Source organism: Ensifer sp. ENS11, assembly GCF_014851895.1.
GTDB classification, from domain to species: domain Bacteria; phylum Pseudomonadota; class Alphaproteobacteria; order Rhizobiales; family Rhizobiaceae; genus Ensifer; species Ensifer canadensis.
The window spans coordinates 19,810-38,228 of sequence record NZ_JACVAN010000031.1 but is presented as its reverse complement, the minus strand read 5'-3'; the positions used below and the strand labels follow the sequence as shown (position 1 = coordinate 38,228).

Below are 18,419 nucleotides of genomic sequence, written 5' to 3'. Positions count from 1 at the left end.
GATCACGTTCCTTTTCTGACAAATGAAATCTTGAACTTGGAGGCGGCGAAGCGCAGCACCATGACGCCGACGAGCAGCAATCCCCAGACCGCCGTGGCGAGGTGCTGATTGGCGCCGATGAGATTAAGACCGGACGACAGCAGCTGCAGCACGACGAGCGCCACGAACACCGGAATGACCCGGCCGAAGCCGCCGAACGGATTGACGCCGCCGAGGAAACAGGCGAGCACGGTGATCAACAGATAGGATTCGCCATGGCCGATGCGCACCGAGTTGAACCGCGCCAGCATGATGATGCCGGCAATCGCACACATGGCGCCCGAGAGCGTGTAGACAAGCACGATCACCTTGCGGGTGTTGATACCGGAATAGCGCGTTGCCTCAAGGTTTGAGCCGATCATGTAGGTGTTGAAGCCGAGCCTGGTTCGGGTCAGCAGCACATGCCAGGCGAGCACGCAGACGATGAAGACGATCAACGGGACCGGTACGCCAGCGATCGAACCATGGCCGAGCGGCCCGATGAATGGGGGAAAACCCGAAACGTCTCCACCGCGCGTCAGAAATTCGCCGAGACCGCGCAGGAAGATCATCATCGACAACGAGACGAGGATCGGGTGTGCGCGGGTAAAGGCGATGACCAGGCCCATCACGACGCCGCTTGCGGCCCCGACTGTGACAGCGAGCACACAGCCGAGCGCAAAGGCACCGGCACCGGCATCCGCGCCACCGTTTGCCTGCAGCACCCAGGCAAGCGTCAGCCCGGCAATGTTGGCGGTGAAGGTTACGGCAAGGTTGAGGCCACCGGTCAGGATCGGCAGCAGCATCGCCAGGGTCAGCAACCCAAGTTCGGGCAGCTGGAACGCCACCGAGCCAAAGGTCGCGGCACTCAGAAACTGAGGCGACGCCAGGCCGAACACCAGGATGACGGCAACCAGCGCCAAGCCTGGGCCTGCCATCTCTGGTCCGATCCATGCCTTCAGGCGATCCGAAAACCTTGTCATCGGCGTGCACCTTTCTGGCTGGCGAAGGGCAGGAGCCGTTCGATGCTGGTGTTGGAAAGGGTGATGGCGATCAGGATGATGGCGCCGACGATCATCTTGAACGCAAAGGGGGAAACGCCCATCAGGTTCAGCCCGTTCTGGGTGATCGCGATCAAGAGCACACCGAGCACGCAGCCAAGCACCGAGCCCTTGCCGCCGCCGAGCCTTGCACCGCCGAGAACGACGGCAGCGAGGACATCGAGTTCGCGTCCGTAGAGCGCGTTCGGCACCACTTCCTGCGCATAGTGTGCCTGCACCAGCCCGCCGATGCCGGCCATCAGACCGAGCCAGCCGAAGGCGATGAACTGCATGGCACCGATGTTGATGCCGAAGCGGCGCGCGCCTTCCGGATTATCACCGAAGGCATAGAGCTGGCGACCGGTGGTCGTGCGCGTGATCAGCACCCAAGTGGCGATGACGCACAGCACCATTACCAGCACCGGAAGGGTGATCTCGATCCAACTGCCGTCGGCCATTTCATGCTCGAAGAGCACGACGCGATCCATCAGCCATTCCGGCAGGTCGTAGATCGAAACGCCCTTGGTGAAGAACATCAGCAGGCCGAAGTAGATATTGAAGGTCGAGATCGTCGCGACGATCGAAATGATGCGGAAACGGTGGATCAGCAGCGCATTGATGGCGCCAAGGCATATGCCGATCGATCCGGCGATGATCAGGCCGGAGATCCAGCCGCCGCCGCCGATCCAGCCAAGCGCGATCGCCGTACCGTACTGCACCACCGAGGCGGCAACAGCGAAGGAGATGTCGATGCCGCCGGCGATGAGCACGACCAGCAGGCCGACGGCAAAGATGATGTTGACCGAACTGGTGTTCAGGAGATCGAAGGCGTTGCCGAGCGAGAAGAAATTGGCCGTCGCCAACGACAGCACCGTGCAGATGACGGCGATGACGGCGAGCAGCGCGACTTCCGTCGCGTGGGTGCGGGCGAAACTATGCATAGACCGCCCCCTCGATTTCGGCGAGCGGAACGCTGCGGGGTTCATAGCTGCCGACGATGCGACCCTGCGCCATGTGCAGGACGCGGTCCGCGTTGAAATAGACCTCCGGAACCTCGTCGGAGATCAGAATGATCGCGAGCCCCGTCTCTGCGAGCTTGGCGACGATGTCGAAGATGCCGGCGCGTGCGCCGACGTCGACGCCGACGGTGGGCGCGTCGAGGATGAGCAGCTTCGGATCGGTCGCCAGCCATTTGGCGATGGCGATACGCTGCTGATTGCCGCCTGACAGCGTCGAGATCGCGTCGCCTTGCAGGCCGATCTTGACGCCGAGATCGGCAATCCAGCCGGCGACGAGCTTGCGCTTGCGCTCATCCGAAAGAAAGCCGCCCGAAACAATCTTGCCGAGCGAGCTGATGACGAGATTGTCGGCGATCGACTGCGGCTGGATGAGGCCGAGCGACAGCCGGTCTTCGGAGAGATAGGCGACGCCCGCCTTGATGGCATCGCGATTGGAGGCGAAACGGACCGGCTTGCCCTCGAGCGTAATCGTACCGACCACCGGTTGCAGCATGCCGAAGAGCGTCTGCGCGAGTTCGGTTCGACCGGCGCCGAGAAGACCCGTAATCCCCAGCGTCTCACCGCGCCTGACGGTCAGCGATATGTCATCAAACTGGCCGGGGCGGCTCAGGCCCTTTACCTCCAGCACGACGGGCTGATCCTGCCCGGATTTGGCGCGGACCTGCTGGTCGAAGGTCTTGCCGGTCATCAGTTCGGTGATGCGCGATTGCGTCATGCCGGCGGCGGGATAGACGCCGACCAGCGCACCGTCGCGCAGCACGGTGATGCGGCTTGAAATTTCCAGCACTTCCGCAAGGCGGTGGCTGACGAAGACGACGGCGACGCCGGAGGCCGAAAGGCCACGAACGATGTCGAGCAGATGATCGGTCTCCGACTGGGTCAGCGATGCGGTCGGTTCATCCATGAAGACGAGCTTCGCTTCGCCGACGAGCGCGCGGGCAATCGCCACGATCTGGCGCTGGGCAATCGCATATTCCTTGAGCGGCAGGTCGACGTCGAGCGTGATGCCGAGGCGCTCAAGCGCATCCGTCGCGATCTTGCGCATGCGGCCATAATCGACCAGCTTCGGCCAGCGGCCGAGAACGGTCTGGAAGGCGATGTTTTCAGCGACGCTCATTTCGGGGAAAAGCGCCAGGTCCTGCCAGATGACCTGAATGCCGCGATCCTGAGCGGTCACCGGCGACATGTGCGAATAGGTCTCGCCGTCATATTCGATCGAGGCGCCTTCGGCCGGGCGGTAGACGCCGGTAATGATCTTGATCAGGGTGCTCTTGCCGCAACCGTTTTCGCCCGCGAGGCAATGGACCTCGCCCGGACGAACGTCGAAGCTCACATTTTTGAGCGCTTTGACGCCACCGAAAGTCATGTTGATGTCGTGCAGGGACAGAAGCGGCATTTCGCTGCCTCCCGCGGTCGCAAGCTGATGCATGAACGTGTGCCCCGAATACCGTTTTGAAGGGACGTGCCAGGCCGGCCGAAGCCGGCCCAGCAGCCGGGAGAACCCACTGCATGTTTCCTTAAATCGCTGCTGATCTAGGGATAAAACATGCAACAATTCATAGCGTTACAGCGGTCTTTGCGCGTCCAATAGGACGTGCGACGCTGTAGCGGGTCAGAGACCCATGGCCGCAAGGTCCGCGACTGTATCCTTGTTGATCGGCACGAGCTGATCGACGATGATGTTGTGGTTCTCGAAGTCCGGCTTGACCTTGCCGAGACCTTCGATCTCGTCGCCGTCCTTGACTTCCTCACCCTTCATCAGCTTGTCGGCGAGCGTCACGAACACTTCGCCCGCCTGCTTCGGATTCCACATGAAGCCGCCGGAGATCGCGTCCGACTTCACCAGCTTCTGCCCCTGGCCCGGCGAGAACGGGCCGAGCACGAAGATCTCGCCGACCTTGCGGCGCTCTTCCACGGCGCGGCCTGCCCCGATCGGTCCCTGGCTGCCGAAGGCAAGAAAGCCCTTGAGGTCCGGATGGGCGGAAATCAGGTCGAGCGCGGTCGAGCGGCTCTTGTCGACGTCTTCGGCAACGCCGTAGCGTTCGCCGACCAGCGTCATATCCGGGTGGTTCTTCTTGATGTAGGCAATCGCTGCATCGGCCCAGGCATTGTGCAGCGGCACGGTCAGCGAGCCGACGAAGACGGCATATTCGCCCTTGCCGCCCATCTTCTCGGCGAGCAGCTTGCCATGCGCTTCGCCGAAGCCGGTCGAGGACGCCAGCTCGAAATCCCAGTCGGCGCCCTTCTGGCTCGGCGATTCATGCGTAATGACGATGATGCCCTTTTCCTTCGCCTTGGTCAGAACCGGCTCCAGAACCTTGGCATCGTTGGGCACGACGCCGATGACCTTCACGCCCTGGGCGATCAGATCCTCGATGGCGCGTACCTGCAGCGCCGGGTCGGCGCTCGTCGGGCCGACCATGAAGGCGTCGATGCCGAGCTTTTGGCCACGTTCCTTGATACCGGCCTCCATGGCGTTGAACCACGGAATACCGCCAATCTTGACCACGACGCCGACCTTTCCGGCGTCCTGAGCGAATGCGGCAGCCGCACCGGCAAGCGACAGCGATGTCGCCAGGGCGGCGACCAGAATTTTCTTGATCATGTCTCTCCTCCACTCGCCCCCATAGGGGACACGCCCGGCTGCAAAAGCGCCGGCCTCCAGTTTCAAATCGCAACTGGCTGGGAACGAATTCCCGCCTCCCTGATCGCCGCCTCCTCAGACGACACCATCGCATGCACAATCGATATTTCTTGTTTGCACAATCGATGGTGCAAAGACTATTGTGCAGACTTAATCTTTCGTCAAGGGGAAATCGGCACTAAGACGATGAGGGAGGCACGTGGATGACGAAGAGCAGCAAGAAGAAGGCGACGATCTACGACTTGTCGGTGCTATCAGGCAGTTCGCCTTCAACCGTGAGTGCGGTTCTGAATGGAACCTGGCAGAAGCGGCGGATCAAGGAGAGCACGGCGGCGCTGATCCGCGACCTGGCCGAAACCCACCAATACACCGCCAACCGCCAGGCACGCGGCCTGCGCAGTTCGCGCTCGGGCCTCATCGGCCTGCTGCTGCCCGTCCATGACAACCGTTACTTCTCTTCGATGGCGCAGACCTTCGAAGCGCATGTCAGAAGCAAGGGACAATGCCCGATCGTCGTCAGCGCCAGTCGCGACCCGGAAGAAGAGCGCCGGACTGCAGAGACGCTGATCTCCTACTCGATCGACGAGCTATTCATCTGCGGAGCGACAGACCCGGACGGCGTGCACGAAGTCTGCGAGACCGTGGGCCTGAAGCATATCAATATCGACCTACCCGGCACCAAGGTTCCGTCCGTCATCAGCGACAACTACGAAGGCGGCCGGATGCTGACCGAGGCGATCATCCGCCATTTCCCGGCGGATCAGCCACTGCGGCCGGATGAGCTCTACCTCTTCGGTGGCCGCGACGACCACGCCAGCCGTGAGCGCATCCGTGGCTTCCGCGCCGTCAAACGCGAGCTGTTGGGAGAGGATCCGGACGGCTGCATCCAGCCGACAGGCTACGCTCCCAACAATGCCAGGCTCGCCTTCGAAGCCTTCTACGAAAAACACGGCAAGCTGCCGCGCGCCCTGTTCGTCAACTCCTCGATCAACTTCGAGGGCCTGTTGCGTTTCATGGCCGGTCATCCGCACGAGAACTTCGCCGACCTCACCGTCGGCTGCTATGACTACGACCCCTTCGCGTCCTTCCTGCCCTTCCCGGTCATCATGATCCGGCAGGACGTCGAAGGCATGATCGCCAAGGCGTTCGAGGTCATCGAAGAAGGGCGGCCCCAGCCACGCATTCACCTGATCAGCCCCGAGCTGGTCCAACCGCGCACGGCGCTCACTGGCCCGCTCGATGCCCTCAAGGACATCGACTGAGCTACGATCTCCGTTGATTTTTCGGCTGCGCAATATTTCCACCGATGATTTTTCTGTACATCTATTCTATTTCCACGTATTCATTGGATATGGACGAAATAGACAGAAAAATCATTGGAATTCTCGCGCAGGACGCCCGCCGGTCTTTGACCGACATTGGTGCTGCGGTCGAGCTTTCGCCCTCCTCGGTCAACGAACGTATCCGCCGGCTCGTCACTAGCGGGGTGATCCGCCGCTTCACCATCGACGCCGACCATAGCGCGCTCGGGCTCGACGTGCTCGCCTATGTCTGGGTCGGACTATCCCCCGATGCGGATGAAGCCGCGTTTCGCACCTTCATGGCCGATCACCCTTGCGTGGCGGAGTGCCATCACGTCACCGGCGCCTGGTCCTATTGCGTCAAGGTACGCATGCCATCGCTCGGCGATATCGAGCCCTTCCTGGCAGAGCTCAAGCACCGCCGCTTCCTGGCTCGTAGCGAGACGGTGATTGCCTTGTCGACTGTAAGGGAAACCCAGTTCACCAGCCCGGAGCGCTGATCCATGTCTGCATTGCTGTTTGGAAAAGGCCTGTTGCTCGGCCTGGCCATTGCTGCCCCGCTCGGCCCGATCGGTGTGCTATGCATCAACCGCACGCTCGAGCGCGGCTTCTGGGCCGGTGTCGCCGGCGGCTTGGGCACGGCGCTTGCTGACGCCAGCTATGCGCTGCTAGCGGCCGCCGGCTTTGCTGCCTTTGCGACCCTGCTCGCCACGGTATCGACACCGCTCAGCCTGCTCGGCGGCGCCTTCATGATTTGGCTTGGCTGGCGTGGGCTTCAACCGAGCCCGGTCACAGCCGCGGCCCAGGTCGGTGCGCGCGACCTCATCCAGACAACCGCGGCGACCTTCGCGCTGACGATCGCCAATCCGCTGACGATCCTGTCCTTTGCCGCGTTCTTCGCCGTCCTCGGCCTGGCGAAAGCCGGTGGGCTTGCGAACGCCGCCATCGTCGTTGCCGGCGTATTCCTCGGTTCACTCGCCTGGTGGATGCTTTTGAGCGGCGGGATCGCCCTTGCCCGGCAACGCCTGCCCGACCGTTTTGTCAGCTGGGTCTCACGCCTTTCGGGTATCGTCCTGATTGCCTTCGGTGCGATAGCCATCGGATCGGTCGTTGTGAACCTCGCCTCAGATTAAGAGCTACGCCAACAGCTGTCGGCGGCTATCCGGCTGTCGGCTTAACGCATTCGACATGCCACCATTTCGGTCGTCCGCCGCGGTAGCTATGCGAGACCGGGATCAGATCAATGGCACCGGTCTTGTCGAAACAGCCGAGCACCAATGCCACGACGGGTGCGTCATCGAGCGCACCGATCGTGCTCCCGCACGTGGCGCAGAAGGCGCGACTGGAATAGTCCGAGGAGCGATAGGTCGAGGGCGCACCGCCCGGCCCGATCCAGGCAACAGCTTCCGTTGGGAATTCAACCCAGGCGACGGTCAGTGCACCCGAATGCCGCTGGCACAGTTTGCAGGAGCACGTGTGCGGCTTTCCAGCCGGCCCCTGCGCCTCAAAACGGATCGCCCCGCAAAGGCATCCACCAGTATGTGGTTTCATCCTCTTGGTCACGGCTCTTGTCACTCTTTACCCTCAGTTGCAGTTTCGATTCGCACAACATAGCGTGCAGCACGCAACTTGGCGTAGCGCTGTATTGACACACTCCGTCAGAGGTCCAGGAAAAGAGCAGTCATGCGCCGGCGGTCAGTAGAACCACGCGCCGATGTCGCGAAACGCACGTTTGCTCTGGTCGCGCCTGTTTCCGCCTTGCGCGGCCTGGCCCTCGCCGGTCGGAAGACTGAAGCCGAACGGATCAGACGGCTCGCCTCCCCTGTCGCGCCAATAGGCATCGAGATCGGCCATCATCATCCGGCGGCGTTTGCGCCGCCTGCGATTGATCACATGCCTTTCGTTGGAGACGGCATAGACGTGCGGAGCGTTGCCCTCGGAGGCGAGCCCCTGAAGCGTCAGCAAAACGGCGTCCTTGGGCCGCAAACCACCAAGATCGCGGGTCGCGGTAATCAACGCACGTTTCGCATCGCCTCCGCGCGGCCCCTGCATACCGCCGATCGCCAGGCTATAGGCGCCTTCACCGCAGCGCACGAAGGCAAAACTGACGGTACACAGCGCATAGCGATCGCTTTGCCGGCTGAGCCTGATCGCAAAGGCGCCCTCATGGCGGCCGCCGCAGTGGTCGGCCAGCAGCAACTGGATGCGATAGTTTTCGTCGCGCCCGCCAACGGTGCCCATTTCCATCGGTGTGCCGCGCCAAAGCGCCATCAGCGAGCGGCGGGACAGGACTTCGCTCGCCACATCGAAGTGGTCCATCAACAGTTCAAGACGCCGCCGCGAGGACGCGCCATGCAGCAGAAAGGTCGGGACCGACTTGCGGATGAGATCGTCATGCGGAAGCCCCAATTTGTAGCGATCGCCGAACGCGCCGAGAAAGGCGAGCCAGCGCGTCGTCAGCACCGGCTGAAGCAAAAGGCGCATCGAGAACACGGCCGCTCGCTTCAACGTGAGCCGCCCGCCGAGTTTGAGGACCTGCCACAGGATCTGCCGGCCCGAGCGACCGCGCTCCGGCATATTGGCGGCAGCGACAAAGCCCACCGATGGCGGCAGGGCCTCTACTGTGTCACCGCCATCTAAGGGGAGCGATGGCAAACCCGATCGAGCGCTGTATTCCTGCAAACGACCTTCCAGGGACATGATGCAATTCCTTGAAAGCAAATGCTTGTCCAAGCATCGCCGGGATATCCGGCGCCGCTGGGTTTGCCTTCTGTTTGTCAAGGGAATGCGGAGATGTGATCGGGAATTGAGCGCCGTTTGTGGCGCATCCATCTCCGCGTGCAAATCGCCGCTCGGCTTTCGCCGAACGCTGCACAGGACCTGACCCGGCCCTATTCAAGGTCATTCTGATAGTGATCAGGCGGCGCTTTCGCGCGGCAGCATTATGGTGATCATCGCTCCGCCGCCGGGGCGCGCTGCGAACTCCAGCCGGCCGCCGTGGGCCTTGGCAATCGCCTGCACGACGGAGAGGCCAAGGCCTGTTCCGCCGGTTGCTCGCGATCGTGACGCATCGCCGCGCCAGAACAGGTCGATCGAATGGGTCGACACGTCGTCCGGGAGCCCTGGCCCGCGATCGAGCACGCGGATGAAGGCTTCATCGGCTCCACGCGCACCGGTTTCGCAGCGAAGCACGCCACCGGAGGCCGCATAGCGGCAGGCATTTTCGACGAGCGCGAGCAGGGCCTGGCGCAGGCGCTGGGAATCGCCCGACACGACCGCTGGTTCGAGCGCTGCCTCAAGCGAGAGGCCTGCGGATGCCAGAATGGTGCGGGAGGCGCCGAGCACCTGTGTCGCCTCGGCAGAAAGATCGACGGCGCTGAGCTGGGTGACCAGCTTCTGGCCCGCCGCCAGCGAGAGTGTGCGCAGATCCTCGACCAGGGCGGACAACCCTTCCACCTGCACGAGGAGCTGCCGCACACGCTCCTGTTCCAGCGGAAAGACCCCGTCGGCCATGCCCTGCAGATTGCCCTGCAATATCGTCAGCGGTGTGCGCAGTTCGTGGGCGACGGCCATCGTGTTGAAGCGCAGACGGCTTTCCATGCTTTCAAGTTCCGCCGCAAGTTCATCGAAAGTCCTGATCAACGTCGCCACTTCCTTCGCCCCCTTCCGCACGGATCCAACACGGACTGCGAAATCGCCCGCGCGCAGATCCTCGGTTGCCTGCGCGAGCAATTCCAATGGGCGGCTGATTTTGCGGGCAAGCCAATAGCCGATCAGGCTGCAGGTTGCCGCAGCGATGACACCGAACGTGATGATCGACAGGTCGATCTCGTTGTTGCCCCATTCCTCAATCTGCGGGATGTTGGTGACGAGCGACCGAAGGTGCTCCTCCTGAGGCATGCGGCCGGCATTGAGGTCGGTATATGCCTGGGCCGCGCCAGACGGCATCCGCTTGAGCATCCGCTCCTCAAGGTCCGACTCGACCCACATGACCCCGAAATAGACGATACAAACACTGACCACGAGCAGGACCGCCTGAAGCATGGCGGTGAGAACGCTGAGCGGCAGCCGCGACATTCTGATTTTCATCTCGGCTCCACGAACCGGTAGCCGACGCCGCGAACCGCGGTGAAGAATCCGCAGGCTCCGAGATCCTCAAGCTTGCGCCGAAGGTTGGCGACGTGGGTATCGACGGTGCGCGCCAGCGCGTCACTATCCGGAAGGCAGGCGTCGAGTATGTCGGCCCGATCAAAGGCGTGCGTCGGGCGGCGGATCATGTGGGCCAGGATACGGAACTCGCTGAGCGTCAGCGGCAGGGACCGGCGCTTGCCGCTGTCGTCGATAAAGGCGGCATGGGCGTCGAGGTCGACCTCGACGTTTTCGAAGCGCAATATCGTGGCGCCGGCGCCGTTTCGCGTCCGCCGCAGCACCGCATTGACGCGAGCCACGACCTCCTGCGGATTGAACGGCTTGACGACATAGTCGTCGGCGCCGAGCCTAAGGCCAGCCAGTCGATCGAGATCCTCGGCAAGGGCCGTCACCATGATCGTTGGAGTGTTGCTCTCGCGACGGATGCGCGCCAGCACTTCGAAACCGTCGAGCCGCGGGATGCGCACGTCGAGAAGAATGAGATCGGGCGAAAGCACGGAATGGTGGGTAAGCGCGGTTTCACCATCCGCGGCACGCACAGTCCTGAAGCCATCGCGCACGAGATAGGCATCGAGGATCTGCGCGATCTCCGGTTCGTCCTCGACCAAAAGGATGAGCCCCTTGTCGACCATCTGCAAATTCCTCGCGCATGTGTTGTGGTCTCGAACTTATGGGACGAAAAAATCCGGCATGCAATTCATCCGAGCAGTGCTCGACAGCATCACAGAGCGTTCCGCATCAAGCGTTCTTCGTTTCTCCGCCATTTCTTGACAAATCGAACAGAGTGTCCCCGCCGACGCCCCCGGACCATAGCTGTCGAGCACGGTGCATGTGCCGGTAACGCTAACTTGCGGCCCCATCCAACACGACCGATCGAAACTGCACACGCCTGGCTCGCTCATCCGGATCGGGCCGAATGGCGGACCGCCACCTCTTCTCGCATGGCCGGACGCGGGCCAACCATTAAAAACCACAAGGAAACTTTCATGCCTCTTGAAACGAACCATCTTACGTCGGCCGACATTGCCAGGATTCTGCAATGCATCCCGCATCGCTATCCATTCCTGCTCGTCGACAGGCTCGTCTCGATCCGTGGCGAAGAAAGCTGCGTAGGGATCAAGAATGATTCGATCAACGAGCCGCAGTTTCAAGGGCATTTCCCCGGCAATCCGGTCTTTCCCGGAGCGCTCATCATCGAGGGCATGGCGCAGACGGCAGGCGTCATGTGTGCCGCCTCCAAGCTGGCGCAAGGGTTGACGCCCAAAATCATCTACATGCTGACGGTGGACAAGGCACGGTTCCGCAAGCCCGTCCGCCCTGGCGACGCCATCGCTTATCACATGACCAAGCTCGCCTATCGCCGCAATATCTGGCGTTACCGCGGCGAGGCCCTGGTCGACGGCGCGCTCGTTGCCGAGGCCGAGATTTCGGCATACCTGGAGACCGAAGGGAAGCAACCCGTGGCGGCGGCTTGAGCTTGCCATGACAGCCACGCGTGGCGATTCGATGGGTCGTCCGTTTCTTATCGATGCTTGCGTTAACCGCTTAGCAGTCACTTTGGCGCTCGCGGTGGCGCAGCCTTGCCCAGCGCCGCGTGGGGAGGAATGCCTGCCCCAGCGGCCCTAAGCACCACTTCGAATGGTTGATTTTCCGTGCGCTCCGAGCCTTCTCGAGTTCCCCGCCCTTCCTTGACAGACAACCGCAACTCTCCCGCTCGCACCTCCTCAGATTTTTTCATCGCGAGCATTCGGAATGTCCAGCTTCCTGCGATCCACCATCACACCTGCCGCCGGCCGCCGGTGGCAGGCTGCCAATCCCCAGACATGGCTTGCGCGATGCTACGCCTACGTCCAGGAACAGCCGGTCCAGGCAGCCGCATCGGCAACGATCTTCGTAGGCTTCATTTTCATGGCGTTTCCCGGCATCGATCTTGCCGTGTCTCGCTGGGCGGCGGCCGGTGACGCGGATTTTCCGCTATCGCGAGAACACGCGCTGCGTTTGCTGCGCGATTTCAACCGTCTGATCCCGATTTTGATCCTGCCTGCCGTAGCAGTCACGCTAGCCGTGCAGATGCGCGCGCCGCGCGCCTGGCTGCCACGCCCGCACAAAATGTTGTTTTTCCTGACCTTCTATGCGGCCGGCCCGGGCCTTGCCATCCAGCTTCTGAAAAGACTGGTCGGTCGCGCCCGCCCCTCCGAAATCATCGAGTTCGGCGGAACCCTGCCGTTTACGCCCGCCTGGCAGGTGTCCGGCGCCTGTTCGCGCAGTTGTTCGTTTGCCTCCGGCGAGGCGGCGACAGCAATTGCGTTGATTGCATTGGTGGTCTTTCTACCAACACGATGGCGCTTGACGACGATAATCGCCTTGATCCCCGTCGTGCTCGCCTTCTCGCTCAATCGCATCGCCTTCGGCGCCCATTTTCTCTCGGATGTTGTGCTCGCCTGGTTGCTGATGCTCTGGATCATGCTGTGGCTATGGTCGGCCTTTGCAGCCCACGGCACGCGCATCGATGCCGCTCTGACACGCGGCCGACGCCATCTCGAAACATGAGATCGGCGGCAGCCTCGCTGCCGGTCGGTTTCTGCTTACTCAGGCGCTGCGCACGGACCGGCGCCAGACGAAGGGGGCGTTGAGCCGCAGCGACTGCGATTGCCCGACATCATCACTCATCAGCCACGCGACCGCCGCTGCCGCGATCTCCTCGATCGGCTGGGCAAATGTCGTCAGGTCATAGGAGTTCCAGGCCGCCTGCGGAATGTCGTCGAAGCCGACGACGCAGAGATCGTCGGGGATCGACAGCGAAAACTGATGTCGGGCCGCGTCCATGAAGCCGAGAGCCACGAGATCGGTGACGCAGAAGACCGCATCCGGGCGCTCGCGGCGGGTCATCAGTCGCTGAGCGAGAACCTTGCCGCTTTCGTAACCCGTCGGGCCGAAGCGCTCGACGGTCACATCGAGCCCCTGCTCCCGCGCGGCGGCAACGAAGCCCACTTCGCGCGCCATGAGGCTTGGCGTTCCCGCCTCCGAATTGGCAAAGGCGAGACGGCGACAGCCAGCCCGCAGGAACGCCGTCACAACGCTCTGCGCCGTGTCGTCCTCGTCGAGGTTTATCCGGAGCGGTCCCTGATGCTCGTCGTTTCGATTGATCAGAACCAACCGCTGGCCATTCCTGACACAGAGGTCGACGAGCGACTTGTCCGGCATGCCGGACAGCACGATCGAGGCATCGGCCCGGTACCGGATCGCCTGCCGCAACGCCATATCGACACGTTCGTCGGAGCGGTCGGTGTTGACGAGCATCGCGATCTTGCCGGCGTTCTGCAGTTGCTGCGTCAGCGCCTTGATCAGCGCAGAACGATAAGGCGTGCCCATATCGGAAACGACGAGGCAGACGATGCCGCTTTCGTTGCGCATCAGTCCGCGGGCCAGATGATTGACGTGATAGCCGAGCACCTCGGCCGCTTCCATAACCTTGCGGCGTGTCTCCGGCGCAATGCTTGCACCCGCTGTAAACGCGCGTGAAACGGCGGACCGGGAAACGCCGGCCTTCCTTGCTACTTCCTCGGCACTGACGAATATCTTGTCGCTCATCGGGAACCAATCTTGCACGGCCTTGCAAACTTCTTGCAACAAATCGCAGACCTGTGCAAGCTCGATCAAACCCAACAGATTAAACTTTCCGCTTTTGTTTGGACTCGGATTGACAACATTCCAATCCATGTGACACCTTGCACGCGCTTGCATTACTGCGGTGTGGAGGCATCGCATCATTGGGAGGAAGTTATGAAAGCTGTATCCATTTCGGTTGCGCTCGCCGCAACCGGCCTAGCATTCGCGGCGTCTGAGGCGCAGGCGGCAGGCAGTCTTAATCTAATCTGCTCGGCGGACGTCGTCATTTGCGAGCAGATGACCGCCGATTTCGAGAAGGAAAGCGGGATCAAGGTCAACATGGTTCGCCTGTCTTCCGGCGAGACCTATGCCAAGGTTCGTGCCGAGGCACGCAACCCCAAGACCGATATCTGGTGGGCAGGCACCGGCGACCCGCATCTGCAGGCCGCATCCGACGGGCTGACGCTCGAATACAAGTCGCCAATGCTCGATCAGCTCCAGGATTGGGCAAAGAAGCAGGCCGAAGGCTCCGGCTATCGCACCGTCGGCGTCTATGCCGGCGCGCTCGGCTGGGGATACAACACCGAGATCTTCCAGAAGAAGGGCTTCAAGGAGCCGAAATGCTGGGCCGACCTGCTGGACGCGTCGCTGAAGGGCGAGATCCAGATGGCAAACCCCAACTCGTCGGGCACCGCCTATACGGCGCTTGCATCGCTGGTGCAGATCATGGGCGAAGACCAGGCGTTCGATTACCTGAAGAAGCTCAACGCCAACGTCGCGCAATACACCAAGTCCGGCTCGGCGCCGGTCAAGTCGGCCGCCCGCGGCGAAGCCGGCCTCGGCATCGTCTTCATGCATGATGCCGTCGCCCAGGCAGCCGAAGGCTTCCCGATCAAGGCGATCGCCCCTTGCGAAGGCACCGGCTACGAGATCGGTTCGATGTCGATCATCCGCGGCGCCAAGAACCTTGACAATGCCAAGGCGTGGTACGACTGGGCGCTGAAGGCAGACGTTCAGTCGCGCATGAAGGATGCCAAGTCCTTCCAGCTGCCGTCCAACAAGAGTGCGGAAGTGCCGAAGGAAGCACCCAAGTTCGAGGACATCAAGCTGATCGACTACGACTTCGCCACCTACGGCGATTCCGAAAAGCGCAAGGCGCTGCTTGAGCGCTGGGACCGCGACGTCGGCGCCAGCGCCAACTGACGCCATTCGGTTTACGATCGGCCGGATCGAACGATCCGGTCGATCACATCTCGAAAGACCGCAGGCGTTTCCGGCGGCCGAAAGCCGGCCCTGCAACAAATCGACATTCCAATATTGAAGAGACGCGAGGACCGTGATGGAACATCGCAACCGTAGGCTCGACCTCACACTCGGGCTCGGGCTGGCCGCATTCTTGGCTGTGCCCTGGTACCGCATCGAGGGAGGCTTCTTCGGGCTTGGCTGGCTTTCCGGCTTCCCCTCCGATGCTGCCGTGGCACCCGGCCTTGCGCAAATCTTTGCCCACGGGCGTTCATGGCTCGTCGTCGCGCTCGTCCTGCTCGGCATCTGCGCAGTTGCCCGGTTCGTCCGCGATCCGGCCCGCCGCGGCCTGGTGTTGGCGGTAGCCGGCGCGCTCGGCCTTCTCTTCATCGCTGCCCAGGGTCTGGCGATCGGCTTTACCGGTTGGACCTGGACGATCAGCGAAACCCTGTTCGGCCCGCTTGCCGACGGACAGCCCTCGATGGGCGCCGGCGCCGTTCTCGCCTCCCTCGCCTTCATCCTCATCTTCGCATTTGGGCTGGCGGAGCGCGGCGTCATGAAGGGCGATGCCTTCATCGTCGCCTCCATCGCGCTGCTCGTCTGCCTCGTCGTCGTCTTCGTCTTCTATCCCGTCGGCAGCATGTTTGCGGCTTCAGTCCAGGACTTCGACGGTTCGTTCAAACCTGACGGTTTCCTGCGCAACATCCAGGACGGCTCGATCTGGAGCCTTGGCTGCGTCACCGGGGGCGAGCGCTGCGGCGTCGCCTGGCGCACGCTGTGGCTGGCGCTGATGACCGCTTCCGGCTCGACGTTGCTCGGCCTTGCCTTCGCGCTCGTCGCAACCCGCACCCGCTTCCCTTTCAAGAAGGGCATGCGCATGCTGACGGTGCTGCCGATCATCACGCCGCCCTTCGTCATCGGCCTGGCGCTGACCCTGCTCTTCGGTCGCGCCGGCGTCATTACCGAGTTCCTGTCCGATGCTTTTGGCATCGAGCCGGGGCGCTGGCTCTATGGCCTCACCGGCATCTGGATCGCGCAGGTGCTGTCCTTCACCCCGATCTCGTTCCTGGTACTGATCGGCGTCGTCGAGGGCGTCAGCCCTTCGATGGAAGAGGCATCGCAGACGTTGCGGGCCGACCGCTGGCGGACATTCTGGAACGTCTCGCTTCCGCTGATGAAGCCGGGCCTCGCCAACGCCTTCCTGATCGGCTTTATCGAGAGCATGGCCGATTTCGGTAATCCGCTCGTGCTTGGCGGCAGCCATGGTGTGCTTTCGACGGAAATCTTCTTTGCCGTCGTCGGCGCGCAGAACGACCCGTCACGCGCCGCCGTGCTCGCGATCATCCTCTTGTGCTTCACTTTGTCGGCGTTCCTCGCCCAGCGCTATTGGCTGGCGGGCAAGAACTATTCCACCGTCACCGGCAAGGGCGATTCCGGCTCGCATATCGCTCTGCCCCGCTCGCTGTCGATCGGCGTCCACGCCGTGGTGATCCCGTGGATGATCTTCACGGTCGTGGTCTATGGCATGATCCTGTTTGGCGGCTTCGTGAAAACCTGGGGTCTCGATAACTCGCTGACGTTTGAGCACTATATCAAGGCCTTCTCGTTCTCGGTCACCGACGGCGTCATCGCCTGGACCGGCGTCGCCTGGAATTCATTCTGGACGACGATGGAAATCGCGCTGATCTCAGCGCCACTGACGGCCCTCGTCGGGCTGTTGACCGCCTACCTGATCGTCCGGCAGCGATTTGCCGGGCGGGATGTGTTCGAATTCGCCTTGATGTTGAGCTTTGCCATTCCCGGCACGGTCATCGGCATCAGCTACATCATCGCCTTCAACCTGCCGCCACTCGAAATGACCGGCACGGCACTGATCCTCGTTGCCTGCTTCGTCTTCCGCAACATGCCGGTGGGCGTACGCGGCGGCATCGCGGCGATGAGCCAGCTCGACAAAAGCCTGGACGAGGCATCGCTGACGCTCCGGGCAACCAGCTTCCGCACGCTGCGCAAGGTCATCCTGCCGCTCTTGCGTCCGGCGATCGTCGCCGCCCTCGTCTACTCCTTCGTCCGGGCGATCACGTCGATCAGCGCCGTCGTCTTCCTCGTCAGCGCCGAATACAACATGGCGACGTCCTATATCGTCGGCCTCGTCGAAAACGGCGAGTTCGGCGTGGCGATCGCCTATTCGTCGGCCCTCATCGTGGTGATGATCACTGTCATCACCGGCCTGCAACTGCTTGTCGGCGAGCGCAAGCTTCGGCGGGAGAACCGCGTCTTCGGCGCGGCTCCGGCCCGCGCTGCCACCAAGACCCTTTCCCAGGAGAACCCCGCATGAGCACCCCACGCACCGGCTCGGTCGTCTTCCAGAACGTGCGCAAGCAGTTCGGCGCCTTCACCGCCATCCACGATCTGTCGCTGACCATCGAACCCGGCACTCTCGTCACCCTGCTGGGGCCATCCGGCTGCGGCAAGACCACCACGCTGCGCATGCTCGCCGGCCTGGAGCATCCATCCGCCGGCCGGATCCTGATTGGCGGCAAGGACGTCACCATGCTACCGGCCAACGAGCGCGATGTGTCGATGGTGTTCCAGTCCTACGCGCTGTTCCCGCATATGACCTCGCTCGACAACGTCGCCTACGGCCTGGAATCCTCGGGCATGAAAAAGAAGGAGGCACGCGATCGGGCCGAGGAAGGCCTGAAGCTCGTCGGCCTCGGCGGCCTTGGCCAGCGGCTGCCGGCCGAATTGTCCGGTGGGCAGCAGCAGCGCGTCGCCGTCGCCCGCGCGCTGGTGCTCGAGCCGCAGGTGCTGCTGCTCGACGAACCGCTTTCCAACCTTGACGCGCGGCTGCGCCGGCGCGTCCGCACCGAAATCCGCGAGCTGCAACAACGGCTCGGCTTTACCGCCGTCTACGTCACGCACGACCAGGACGAGGCGCTTGCCGTCTCCGATAGGATCATCGTCATGAAGGATGGCGAGATCGCCCAGGAGGGGGCGCCGCGCGAACTCTACGAGGCGCCGGCATCGGCCTTCATCGCCGACTTCATGGGCGAGGCCAATGTGCTGCCTTGCGAGATCACCGCATCCGACGCCGGCCTTGCCACCATCCGTGTCGGCGGCCTCGAACACAGGCTGCCATCGCGCGATGCTCGGCCCGGCCCATCGAAGCTTGCCGTGCGCCCCAATGCCGTGACGCTGACGCCGGCGACTGGTGCAGCACTGCCCGGTACGATCAGTACCGCCGCCTATCTCGGCGGCCACATCGAGTATGAAGTTGAAACACAGAATGGATTGCTATTCGTGGTTGATGATGCGATCGAGGAGATGTTATCTCCCTCGACCGAAGTCGCCATCGGCTTCCGCAACCGCGGCCTTGCTTTGATTACTGCATAACTCC

At 62.4% G+C, this 18,419-nt stretch carries 17 protein-coding genes; 8 read left to right on the top strand and 9 right to left on the bottom strand.

The features are described from left to right. Window positions 1-2: 2 nt before the first annotated feature. The 4 genes from IB264_RS32390 to IB264_RS32375 all read right to left on the bottom strand — a co-directional run bounded on the left by IB264_RS32390 (window position 3) and on the right by IB264_RS32375 (window position 4,682). Entirely contained in the window at window positions 3-1,001 is a 999-nt protein-coding gene (locus IB264_RS32390) for an ABC transporter permease (protein ID WP_025428447.1), read from the bottom strand. Continuing rightward, a complete protein-coding gene (locus tag IB264_RS32385; RefSeq protein ID WP_192435080.1) occupies window positions 998-1,999 on the bottom strand; it encodes an ABC transporter permease in 1,002 nt (333 codons plus the stop codon). Before IB264_RS32385 ends, IB264_RS32390 begins: the two co-directional genes overlap by 4 nt. Continuing rightward, window positions 1,992-3,506: a sugar ABC transporter ATP-binding protein gene (locus IB264_RS32380; RefSeq protein WP_192435078.1), complete on the bottom strand. Its 1,515-nt coding sequence runs from the start codon at window positions 3,504-3,506 to the stop codon at window positions 1,992-1,994. Before IB264_RS32380 ends, IB264_RS32385 begins: the two co-directional genes overlap by 8 nt. A gap of 183 nt (window positions 3,507-3,689) precedes the next feature. Next, on the bottom strand, window positions 3,690-4,682 hold the full coding sequence (locus IB264_RS32375) for an autoinducer 2 ABC transporter substrate-binding protein (protein ID WP_025428444.1): 993 nt from the start codon (window positions 4,680-4,682) through the stop codon (window positions 3,690-3,692). 242 nt (window positions 4,683-4,924) lie between these two features. Here IB264_RS32375 and IB264_RS32370 point away from each other — a divergent pair, with 242 nt between their 5' ends. From IB264_RS32370 to IB264_RS32360, 3 genes are all read left to right on the top strand, one after another. Beyond that, complete coding sequence (locus IB264_RS32370) at window positions 4,925-5,983, top strand: LacI family DNA-binding transcriptional regulator (protein WP_057208922.1); 1,059 nt, start codon at window positions 4,925-4,927, stop codon at window positions 5,981-5,983. A gap of 89 nt (window positions 5,984-6,072) precedes the next feature. Then, window positions 6,073-6,522: an Lrp/AsnC family transcriptional regulator gene (locus tag IB264_RS32365; RefSeq protein WP_025428442.1), complete on the top strand. Its 450-nt coding sequence runs from the start codon at window positions 6,073-6,075 to the stop codon at window positions 6,520-6,522. A 3-nt stretch (window positions 6,523-6,525) separates the two neighbouring features. Beyond that, entirely contained in the window at window positions 6,526-7,155 is a 630-nt protein-coding gene (locus IB264_RS32360) for a LysE family translocator (RefSeq protein ID WP_025428441.1), read from the top strand. Between the two features lie 25 nt (window positions 7,156-7,180). On the opposite strand, the gene IB264_RS32355 is transcribed toward IB264_RS32360, so the two are convergent. The 4 genes from IB264_RS32355 to IB264_RS32340 all read right to left on the bottom strand — a co-directional run bounded on the left by IB264_RS32355 (window position 7,181) and on the right by IB264_RS32340 (window position 10,803). Then, window positions 7,181-7,573, bottom strand: a complete 393-nt coding sequence (locus tag IB264_RS32355) for a GFA family protein (protein WP_025428440.1) — start codon at window positions 7,571-7,573, stop codon at window positions 7,181-7,183. A gap of 144 nt (window positions 7,574-7,717) precedes the next feature. After that, window positions 7,718-8,722: a DUF535 family protein gene (locus IB264_RS32350; RefSeq protein WP_234908102.1), complete on the bottom strand. Its 1,005-nt coding sequence runs from the start codon at window positions 8,720-8,722 to the stop codon at window positions 7,718-7,720. Window positions 8,723-8,938: 216 nt separating this feature from the next. Beyond that, the gene (locus IB264_RS32345; RefSeq protein ID WP_171521349.1) at window positions 8,939-10,111 is read right to left on the bottom strand and encodes an ATP-binding protein; all 1,173 of its coding nucleotides are present in this window, start codon (window positions 10,109-10,111) and stop codon (window positions 8,939-8,941) included. After that, a complete protein-coding gene (locus IB264_RS32340) occupies window positions 10,108-10,803 on the bottom strand; it encodes a response regulator (protein WP_025428437.1) in 696 nt (231 codons plus the stop codon). The genes IB264_RS32345 and IB264_RS32340 overlap by 4 nt, the downstream gene beginning before the upstream one ends. A gap of 354 nt (window positions 10,804-11,157) precedes the next feature. On the opposite strand from IB264_RS32340, the gene fabZ reads away from it, so the two are divergent. Both fabZ and IB264_RS32330 read left to right on the top strand, forming a co-directional pair. Then, window positions 11,158-11,646, top strand: a complete 489-nt coding sequence (gene fabZ / locus IB264_RS32335; protein ID WP_192435076.1) for a 3-hydroxyacyl-ACP dehydratase FabZ — start codon at window positions 11,158-11,160, stop codon at window positions 11,644-11,646. A 277-nt stretch (window positions 11,647-11,923) separates the two neighbouring features. After that, on the top strand, window positions 11,924-12,721 hold the full coding sequence (locus IB264_RS32330; protein WP_057208920.1) for a phosphatase PAP2 family protein: 798 nt from the start codon (window positions 11,924-11,926) through the stop codon (window positions 12,719-12,721). 39 nt (window positions 12,722-12,760) lie between these two features. On the opposite strand, the gene IB264_RS32325 is transcribed toward IB264_RS32330, so the two are convergent. Beyond that, complete coding sequence (locus IB264_RS32325; RefSeq protein ID WP_025428434.1) at window positions 12,761-13,762, bottom strand: substrate-binding domain-containing protein; 1,002 nt, start codon at window positions 13,760-13,762, stop codon at window positions 12,761-12,763. Between the two features lie 192 nt (window positions 13,763-13,954). Between IB264_RS32325 and IB264_RS32320 the strand changes: the two genes are divergently transcribed. The 3 genes from IB264_RS32320 (at window position 13,955) to IB264_RS32310 (ending at window position 18,415) form a co-directional block, all read left to right on the top strand. After that, complete coding sequence (locus tag IB264_RS32320; protein WP_192435074.1) at window positions 13,955-14,983, top strand: ABC transporter substrate-binding protein; 1,029 nt, start codon at window positions 13,955-13,957, stop codon at window positions 14,981-14,983. A gap of 136 nt (window positions 14,984-15,119) precedes the next feature. Continuing rightward, a complete protein-coding gene (locus IB264_RS32315; RefSeq protein WP_057208918.1) occupies window positions 15,120-17,357 on the top strand; it encodes an iron ABC transporter permease in 2,238 nt (745 codons plus the stop codon). Further along, window positions 17,354-18,415 (top strand): ABC transporter ATP-binding protein, encoded by a 1,062-nt coding sequence (locus IB264_RS32310; RefSeq protein WP_025428431.1) that lies wholly within the window; start codon window positions 17,354-17,356, stop codon window positions 18,413-18,415. Before IB264_RS32315 ends, IB264_RS32310 begins: the two co-directional genes overlap by 4 nt. Window positions 18,416-18,419: the final 4 nt, after the last annotated feature.

Excerpts from the sequence above, each read along its gene's own strand:
- IB264_RS32360 (WP_025428441.1), top strand. The coding sequence starts at position 6,526 with ATGTCTGCATTGCTGTTTGGAAAAGGCCTGTTGCTCGGCCTGGCCATT.
- IB264_RS32325 (WP_025428434.1), bottom strand. The coding sequence starts at position 13,762 with ATGAGCGACAAGATATTCGTCAGTGCCGAGGAAGTAGCAAGGAAGGCC.
- IB264_RS32370 (WP_057208922.1), top strand. The coding sequence starts at position 4,925 with ATGACGAAGAGCAGCAAGAAGAAGGCGACGATCTACGACTTGTCGGTG.
- IB264_RS32385 (WP_192435080.1), bottom strand. The coding sequence starts at position 1,999 with ATGCATAGTTTCGCCCGCACCCACGCGACGGAAGTCGCGCTGCTCGCC.
- IB264_RS32330 (WP_057208920.1), top strand. The coding sequence starts at position 11,924 with ATGTCCAGCTTCCTGCGATCCACCATCACACCTGCCGCCGGCCGCCGG.
- IB264_RS32365 (WP_025428442.1), top strand. The coding sequence starts at position 6,073 with ATGGACGAAATAGACAGAAAAATCATTGGAATTCTCGCGCAGGACGCC.
- IB264_RS32310 (WP_025428431.1), top strand. The coding sequence starts at position 17,354 with ATGAGCACCCCACGCACCGGCTCGGTCGTCTTCCAGAACGTGCGCAAG.
- IB264_RS32350 (WP_234908102.1), bottom strand. The coding sequence starts at position 8,722 with ATGTCCCTGGAAGGTCGTTTGCAGGAATACAGCGCTCGATCGGGTTTG.
- IB264_RS32375 (WP_025428444.1), bottom strand. The coding sequence starts at position 4,682 with ATGATCAAGAAAATTCTGGTCGCCGCCCTGGCGACATCGCTGTCGCTT.
- IB264_RS32380 (WP_192435078.1), bottom strand. The coding sequence starts at position 3,506 with ATGCATCAGCTTGCGACCGCGGGAGGCAGCGAAATGCCGCTTCTGTCC.
- IB264_RS32390 (WP_025428447.1), bottom strand. The coding sequence starts at position 1,001 with ATGACAAGGTTTTCGGATCGCCTGAAGGCATGGATCGGACCAGAGATG.
- IB264_RS32340 (WP_025428437.1), bottom strand. The coding sequence starts at position 10,803 with ATGGTCGACAAGGGGCTCATCCTTTTGGTCGAGGACGAACCGGAGATC.
- IB264_RS32320 (WP_192435074.1), top strand. The coding sequence starts at position 13,955 with ATGAAAGCTGTATCCATTTCGGTTGCGCTCGCCGCAACCGGCCTAGCA.
- IB264_RS32345 (WP_171521349.1), bottom strand. The coding sequence starts at position 10,111 with ATGAAAATCAGAATGTCGCGGCTGCCGCTCAGCGTTCTCACCGCCATG.
- IB264_RS32355 (WP_025428440.1), bottom strand. The coding sequence starts at position 7,573 with ATGAAACCACATACTGGTGGATGCCTTTGCGGGGCGATCCGTTTTGAG.
- fabZ (WP_192435076.1), top strand. The coding sequence starts at position 11,158 with ATGCCTCTTGAAACGAACCATCTTACGTCGGCCGACATTGCCAGGATT.
- IB264_RS32315 (WP_057208918.1), top strand. The coding sequence starts at position 15,120 with ATGGAACATCGCAACCGTAGGCTCGACCTCACACTCGGGCTCGGGCTG.